At 45.9% G+C, this 7631-nt stretch carries 9 protein-coding genes; 6 read left to right on the forward strand and 3 right to left on the reverse strand.

Annotated features, from left to right (window positions below):
* The 3 genes from hypF to Q0K03_RS06625 all read right to left on the reverse strand — a co-directional run.
* A partial coding sequence (hypF, locus tag Q0K03_RS06615) for a carbamoyltransferase HypF (protein WP_297238932.1) occupies window positions 1-1099 on the reverse strand: 1099 nt, incomplete at its 3' end.
* Window positions 1086-1751 (reverse strand): hydrogenase nickel incorporation protein HypB, encoded by a 666-nt coding sequence (hypB, locus tag Q0K03_RS06620; RefSeq protein ID WP_297238933.1) that lies wholly within the window; start codon window positions 1749-1751, stop codon window positions 1086-1088. The genes hypB and hypF, both read right to left, overlap by 14 nt.
* Complete coding sequence (locus Q0K03_RS06625) at window positions 1711-2094, reverse strand: hydrogenase maturation nickel metallochaperone HypA (RefSeq protein WP_297238934.1); 384 nt, start codon at window positions 2092-2094, stop codon at window positions 1711-1713. Before Q0K03_RS06625 ends, hypB begins: the two co-directional genes overlap by 41 nt.
* 94 nt (window positions 2095-2188) lie before the next feature.
* Between Q0K03_RS06625 and Q0K03_RS06630 the strand changes: the two genes are divergently transcribed.
* Genes Q0K03_RS06630 through Q0K03_RS06655 form a run of 6 tightly spaced genes read left to right on the forward strand, consistent with a single transcriptional unit; the run spans window position 2189 to window position 7357 of the window.
* On the forward strand, window positions 2189-4084 hold the full coding sequence (locus tag Q0K03_RS06630) for a proton-conducting transporter membrane subunit (protein WP_297238935.1): 1896 nt from the start codon (window positions 2189-2191) through the stop codon (window positions 4082-4084).
* Complete coding sequence (locus Q0K03_RS06635) at window positions 4081-4941, forward strand: complex I subunit 1 family protein (protein WP_297238936.1); 861 nt, start codon at window positions 4081-4083, stop codon at window positions 4939-4941. The genes Q0K03_RS06630 and Q0K03_RS06635 overlap by 4 nt, the downstream gene beginning before the upstream one ends.
* 15 nt (window positions 4942-4956) lie before the next feature.
* Entirely contained in the window at window positions 4957-5388 is a 432-nt protein-coding gene (gene nuoB / locus Q0K03_RS06640) for an NADH-quinone oxidoreductase subunit NuoB (protein ID WP_297238937.1), read from the forward strand.
* Complete coding sequence (locus tag Q0K03_RS06645; RefSeq protein ID WP_297238938.1) at window positions 5381-5731, forward strand: NADH-quinone oxidoreductase subunit C; 351 nt, start codon at window positions 5381-5383, stop codon at window positions 5729-5731. Before nuoB ends, Q0K03_RS06645 begins: the two co-directional genes overlap by 8 nt.
* Window positions 5731-6810, forward strand: a complete 1080-nt coding sequence (locus Q0K03_RS06650; protein WP_297238939.1) for a nickel-dependent hydrogenase large subunit — start codon at window positions 5731-5733, stop codon at window positions 6808-6810. Before Q0K03_RS06645 ends, Q0K03_RS06650 begins: the two co-directional genes overlap by 1 nt.
* Window positions 6811-6814: 4 nt before the next feature.
* A complete protein-coding gene (locus Q0K03_RS06655; RefSeq protein ID WP_297238940.1) occupies window positions 6815-7357 on the forward strand; it encodes a 4Fe-4S dicluster domain-containing protein in 543 nt (180 codons plus the stop codon).
* The last annotated feature ends 274 nt before the right edge of the window (window positions 7358-7631 follow it).

Below are 7631 nucleotides of genomic sequence, written 5' to 3' on the forward strand. Positions count from 1 at the left end.
GATCCAGCACGATGCGAACCAGAGAATCATCCAGGCGGTTTTCAATATCCCGGTCATGGATCAAAAAGGAATCCGCGATCTCTTTGAGCTGATGTAAAGCTTCGTCGTTGCGGATAATAACAGGTGTATCCGCAAGGTTGGCGCTGGTCATGACCAAAGAAGGACACTTTTCCATCAACAGGATGTGCAAAGGGCTGTAAGGAAGAAGAATTCCGATCTCCTTGGTATGGGAAAGTTCTCTATAGGATGCCGGGTCCTTTTTTTTACAGAGGACAATAGGGCGTATCGAAGAAGTTAAAAGTTCTTTTTCCTTTGCGGACAGTTGAACAAATTCCAAGGCGCATTCTATATCCCTGACCATGATGGCCAGCGGTTTTGCCTCTCGATGTTTACGCATTCTTAGTCTTTGAACGGCGTCTTTGTTTTTGGCATCACAAGCCAGATGAAATCCGCCGATTCCTTTGATGGCTACGATCATTCCAGACTGAAGATCTTGTATGGCATTGTCGAGGGGATCCTTTTCTTTCTGGTTTCCGATATAGGACAGATGCGGTCCGCATTTTTCGCAGGCGTTAGGCTGGGCATGATAGCGCCGATCCTCAATATCCTGGTATTCTTTGGCACATTCATAACACAGCTTAAAGGGAGCCATGGTCGTGTTTTGGCGGTCATAGGGAATATCTTTTATGATCGTGTAACGGGGACCGCAATTTGTACAGTTGATAAAGGGATAATGATATCTTCGGTTGTCGGGGTCCATAAGTTCTTTGATGCATTCGGGACATGGGGCAATGTCTGGAGAGATCAAAGTCTGATGCAGCCCGTTCTTACTGTCCAAAATGGTAAAACCGCTCCATTTCTGGAGGGGCTTTTCTTCTTTGGAAATGGATTCGATGCGGGCCAGATGCGGAGCTTTGGTCGAAAGTTCTTCGCAAAAGACAGTTACATTTTCCCAGGTCCCCTGAATATGGATCACGATGCCGGAGGCGTTATTGAAGGCACATCCCTGCAGGCCGTGTTCTTTGGCAAGACGGTGTACAAAGGGGCGAAAGCCTACACCTTGTACGATCCCGTTGATATTCAGCTTAAGATGGATCATGGAGCAGTGTTTCAAACTTCTCTTTTAGATGAGCGACCAAAGAATCAATGCCTTCGTTTGTCTTTGCGCTGACAGAAAACATCGGGGCTTTTGGATTTACGCCCTGGTAATCTTTTTTTATGCGATCGATATCAAAGTCAAAATAAGGAAGCACATCGATCTTATTGACGACAAGACAATCGGTGTCGGTAAACATCAACGGATATTTTACGACCTTGTCATCGCCTTCGGGAACGCTGAGGATCGTGATGCGAAGCGATTCCCCGATATCAAATTCGGCGGGGCAAACCAGGTTTCCAATGTTTTCGACAAAGAGAATATCAAGAGAATCCAGATCAAAATCCGTCAAGATCTTCTGGATGCTCATCGCTTCGATATGGCAGGCTCCATCGGTGTTGAGCTCAACACTGGGAATATCCAGCGCCGCCATGGCCCTGGCATCGATTGCGGTGGTGATATCGCCCTCGATGATCCCTATCGAATACTGATCTTTTAGAGAATGGATCAGTGCTTTTAAAAGGCTGGTCTTTCCGGTTCCTGGAGAACCCATGATATTGACCAATAACGTTTGATGTTCTTTTAATGTTTGACGAACCTGACTGGAAACATCTTCATTCCAGTCCATGATCTGATGATATACTTTGATTTCCATTTGTTTCCACCTTGATACTTTCTATAAGACATTCCTTTCCGGATAAACGTTTTAAATCGATACTGTGGCAATAGGGACATTCAATATGGGTCCGGTCGATCAGAGATTCTTTATGGCACTGGTTACAGTGCACTTTCAAAGGGATCTCCCTGATTTGGATCTTCACATTTTTCGCAATCGTATCTTGCGCGATAACATCCATATACATCTGAATGCATTCCGGGACAAATCCGCTGAAAGGTCCCAGGGCCAAAGTGATTTCGGTCACTTTACAGGCCTGGTGTTCTTTGGCAATTTTAAGAACGTCTTTGAGAATATGGGAAGTAATTTCCATTTCGTGCATATCTGTATTATACCCCTGAAAAAACAAAAAATGAATGGAAACCCCTTTCAATTAGGCATATAATGAAACTTAAGAAAGAATGGGAGTGATCCTCTTGTACTTGATACCAATCATGGCTGGCATTCCTTTGATCGGAGCCATCCTGATTTTCTTGAATCATAATGCGAAAACACGAGGGTATACGATCTATGCGACCGTGGTGGCCATGATGATTTCTGCTCTGGCACTGATGATCACATGGATCCAGGATGGGTCTAATACATGGTATTTATATACCCAGACCGAATGGATGGATAAGGCGATGCAGGCCTTTGAGATCTTGTTGATGGTGTTTATCGTCTATATGTGCTTTAAATATAAAAGACGATGGATCTCGCTTTTGGCCATCTTGCAGACGGGATTGACTTTATGGGTGGAATATACGATCCCTTTAGTGGAGTCTACGCATACACAGGTGGATTCTCTTGCCCTTTTGATGTGCATTATCTGTGCCTTTATCGGTGGATTGATCGGCATTTATTCGGTGGGCTATATGAAAAGCTACCACGAAAATCACAAAGGAGTGCTTGACCGAAGTTCGACTTTTCTGGCATTGATCTTTGTGTTTATGTCCGCTATGTTTGGCCTGGTATTATCGTCCAATTTGATTTGGATGTATTTTTTCTGGGAAATCACCAGTGTGATCTCCTTTTTGTTGATTGGATACACGAAGACCGAGGAAGCCATTACCAACAGTTTCCGTGCGCTATGGATGAACTTGTTTGGCGGGTTCGGGTTTGCCGTAGCGATCTGGCTTTGTGCGATGTGGAATCACAGCGTACAGCTCAATGAGATCGTTGCCAGTGCCAATCCGATGATCATCGGCATGCTGGCGTTGGCCGGATTGACCAAAAGCGCCCAGCTGCCGTTTTCAACGTGGCTTTTTGGCGCCATGGTGGCCCCAACACCATCCAGTGCCTTGTTGCACAGTGCCACAATGGTCAAGGCGGGCGTTTATCTTTTGATCCGTCTGGCACCGGCCTTAAATGGCAGCCTGTGCGGAACGATCGTCAGTTTTATCGGTGGATTTACGTTTATCATGACCAGTTTGATGGCCATCGCGCAAAACGATGCCAAAAAGGTCCTGGCCTTTTCAACGATCTCCAATCTAGGATTGATCGTGGCCTGTGCGGGCATCGGTGTGGAACAGACGGTCTGGGCGGCCATCTTTTTGATGATCTTTCATTCTTCAAGCAAGTCCATGTTGTTTGAAGCGGTGGGGGCCACCGAAAACAGTATTGGATCCCGGGATATTGAAAATATGCATGGCCTGATTTTACGTCTTCCCAAACTGGCTTATGTCATGGGTATTGGAATTGCCGGGATGTATCTGGCTCCTTTTGGCATGTTGATCAGTAAATGGGTCGCTTTGAAAGCTTTTGTCGATTCCGGCAACGTCTTGCTGGTGATCTGTATTGCCTTTGGAAGTGCTTCGACGATGTTTTACTGGACCAAATGGCTGGGTAAATTGATTGCGATGCATAAACCGCGCGTTCCCGATCGGGATGTGACGCGAAAAGATGAGTATTTTTCGATGGCCGTCTTATGTGCCATTACGATTTCGTTGTGTTTGTTGTTCCCGCTTTTGGCAGGATACGTGGTCAATCCTATCGTTCTTTCCTTATTTGGGGCAACCACCGATGTCTTGTCGATGAGTGAGCTGACGACAATGGTGATCATGGTCTGCAGCGTACTGATCGTGCCGGCAATGATGTTTCTGGTCACAAGAATGGCACCGCGGGATATCGTTCCAACGTATATGAATGGAATCAATGTGGGAGACAACTCTCATTTTACCGATAGTTTTGGCCAATCCAAAAAACTGCATCTTTCCAACTGGTATTTGCGGTTTGAATTCGGACGGCGGCGTTTACTGAAACCTTCACAGATTTTGGCAGCCAGCGTATTGATCGTAACCTTTGCCGTCTTGTTGGGAGGTGTTCTTTCATGACCAGGGTCCTCTCTTTAATTCTGTATTTGATTCTGGCCCCGTTTGTCGGTGCTTTTCTGGACGGTATCGACCGTAAGATTACGGCCCGCATGCAGGGAAGAAAAGGTCCGCCGATCTGGCAGCCGTTCTACGATTTGTTCAAACTGTTTTCAAAGCAGATGATCGCGGTCAACAGCGTACAGCTGTTGTTGAACTGCAGCTATTTGATTTTTCTTGCGGTTGCCGGCGGCATGGTGTTTTTTGGTACGGATATTTTGATGTCGCTGTTTATTCTTTCAACGGCCGATATGTTTTTGATCCTAGCGGCCAGCAGCGATTCGTCGCCTTATTCCAATATCGGCGCCAGCCGGGAAATGATGCAGATGATGTCTTACGAACCGATGACGTTATTGATCGCCGTTGGATTTTATCTTGCGACGGGCTCTTTTAGAGTGGATGAGATCATCGCCCAGGAGACTTGTGCCTTCTGGATGATGCCGGGTCTTTTTGTCGGATTCATACTGATTATGGCCATTAAACTGAGAAAATCACCGTTTGATCTTTCTACGTCCCATCATGCCCATCAGGAAGTGGTCAAAGGGATCACAACGGAAATGTCCGGGCCTACTTTGGCGATCATGGAGATTGGTGAATATTACGAAAAGATGCTCTTGTTGGCGGTCGTTGCCCTGTTCTTTATTGATTCTTCGATCATCAGCTGGATCCTTGGCATCGTTTTATGTTTAGGCGTATATTTTCTTGAAATATTGATCGATAATGTCTGTGCCCGTGTCAACTGGCATAAACTTTTAGATATCTGCTGGTTGATCACGCTGTTGTGCGGGGGAATCAATATTTTGATTCTGATGTTGATATAGGAGGGTGATAAAGATATGGATCGTTTAAAAAAATCACCTTGGATGCTTCATTATGATGCCAGCAGCTGCAACGGCTGTGATATCGAAGTCTTGGCTTGTACCATGCCTCGTTTTGATATCGAACGCTTCGGGATCATCAATACCGGCAATCCGTTTCACGCCGATATATTACTGATCACCGGCGGCGTCAATGCCCAGAGTGCTCAGGTTGTCAAACAGATCTATTCCCAGATGCCCAACCCAAAAGTGGTGGTGGCTGTAGGGATCTGTGCCTGTACCGGCGGGGTCTTTAAAGACTGTTATAACATTTTAGGCGGGATCGATACCGTGATTCCTGTCGATGTTTATGTGCCGGGATGTGCCGCCAGACCTCAGTCGATCATTGACGGTGTACTAAAAGCGGTGGATATACTGGAAAAGAAAAAGGAGGCCCAAACCCATGAGTGATCGAATCATAACTCTAGGAAAAGCCGAACTGTATGCAGCCGCGGTGCAGAAAAAGATGAACGGATGGCGGCTGGCCCAGATTTGTGCGGTCACCACAGAGGATGGATATGAAATGAGCTATACCTTTGTCAAAGATAAAAATATGGATACCTTGCGTGTTCATCTGGATCATCATGAATCGATCTCTTCGATCACGCAGATTTTCCCCTGCGCTTTTCTGCAGGAAAATGAAGCGGCTGAACTGTTCGGGGTCCTCATCAACAACATTACCATGGATTATAAACACAAGCTGTACCGAATCGATGTGGAAGCCCCTTTTGGACCGGATAAGGAGGAAGCATAATGGCAAAACGAAGTATCATTCCATTTGGTCCTCAGCATCCCGTTTTACCCGAACCGATCCACCTGGATCTGGTTCTGGAAGATGAAGTGGTCGTAGAAGCCATTCCCAACATTGGTTTTGTGCATAGAGGCCTTGAAAAACTGGTTAAGACAAGAGGTTACAAACAATATGTATATGTTGCCGAAAGAGTCTGCGGCATCTGCAGTTTTGGCCATGGTATGGGGTATTGCGAAAGTGTGGAACGTGTCATGGGAATCGATATTCCCCGCCGGGCCAAATATCTTCGCACGATGTGGATGGAGTTAAGCCGTATCCATTCTCATTTACTGTGGTTAGGCTTGTTGGCCGATGCCCTGGGCTTTGAATCTTTGTTCATGCAAAGCTGGCGCCTGCGGGAAAAGATCCTGGATATCTTTGATGCGACCACCGGAGGACGGATCATATTCTCTGTCAATCAAATCGGAGGTGTTTTAAAGGATGTTGACCGTTCTATGTTACAGGAAATCGATAAAACCATAACGGAATTGGAACAGGAACTGACACCAATCACCAACACCTTTTTAGAAGATGCCCTGGTCAATAACCGTCTTCGCGGACTGGGCGTGCTCACAAAAGAACAGGCTTATACTGCCGGAGCCGTGGGCCCGATGTTAAGGGCCAGCGGGGTGGATTATGATTCCCGGGAAACCGGTTATGCCGCGTATAATGAATTGAATTTTGGGCCGATCATCGCCATCGAAGGTGATTCTTACGCCCGTACGAAAGTCCGTCTGGCGGAGATCCTGCAGTCCTTTGAGATTCTTCATGAGCTGATCTCAAAAATCCCGGAAGGGGAAATTGCGGTTCCGGTTAAGGGAAATCCGAAAGGCGAGTGCTTTGTGCGAATCGAACAGCCTCGCGGCGAAGCCATTTACTATACCAAAGGAAATGGAACCAAATATCTGGATCGTTTCCGTTTAAGGACACCGACAACTTCGAACATTCCTCCGATGTTGGATCTTTTGAAGGGTTGTCAGTTAGGCGATGTCCCTTTGTTGATACTGACGATTGATCCATGTATCAGCTGTACGGAGAGGTGAGACTATGCGATCGACAAAACTGTTTGTGTTCACAAAACAGATCTTAAAAAATTTTGTATCTAAGCCGGTAACGGAAGCTTATCCGTTTCAAGAAGCAACCTATAGTGACCGGATGCGGGGACATATCGTAATCGACATCGATCAATGTATCTCCTGTACCCTCTGTGCTCAGAATTGTCCGCCCAGAGCTTTGGAAGTAGACCGGACCAAAGGAACGTGGACCATTGACCGGTTCGACTGCATTCAGTGTGGAAACTGTGTCAATGTATGTCCAAAAAAGTGTCTGCACATGGAAAAAGGCTATACCAGCCCGGATGTCAAAAAGACCAAAGAAGTTTATACCCGACCGCCTCAGAAAAAGAAATACCCGGCCGCAACCGATGCATGTGTTTTCTGCGGACTGTGTGCTTCCAAATGTCCGAAAAAAGCGATCGATGTCAATCGGGAAAAGAAGTCGTGGAAAGTGGATAAAGGACTTTGTGTAGGATGCACCCTTTGTGTAAAAACTTGCCCTAAGAAATGCATTGAGATGAAAGAGGAACAATGAATGTGTTTTGAAGGGGAGTTCCCTGCCTTGATATAAAAAAACGAGAGAACAACAGCTCTCGTTTTTATATGCTTCTAAAAAATCTTTTTGGCTTATTTTAATGTGAATTAGTCTTTTTATGGCTAACTGTCACCAAAAGTGTCACCAATAGTATATTGACAAACAAAAAAGCCCTTATTTAAGGGCTTTTTAGACAATTGGTGCAGAAGAAGAGATTTGAACTCTCACGCGATTGCTCGCACTGCCGCCTGAAGACAGCGTGTCTGCCGTTCCA

Source organism: uncultured Faecalicoccus sp. (assembly GCF_944327125.1).
In the GTDB taxonomy this organism is placed as follows: Bacteria; Bacillota_I; Bacilli_A; order Erysipelotrichales; family Erysipelotrichaceae; genus Faecalicoccus.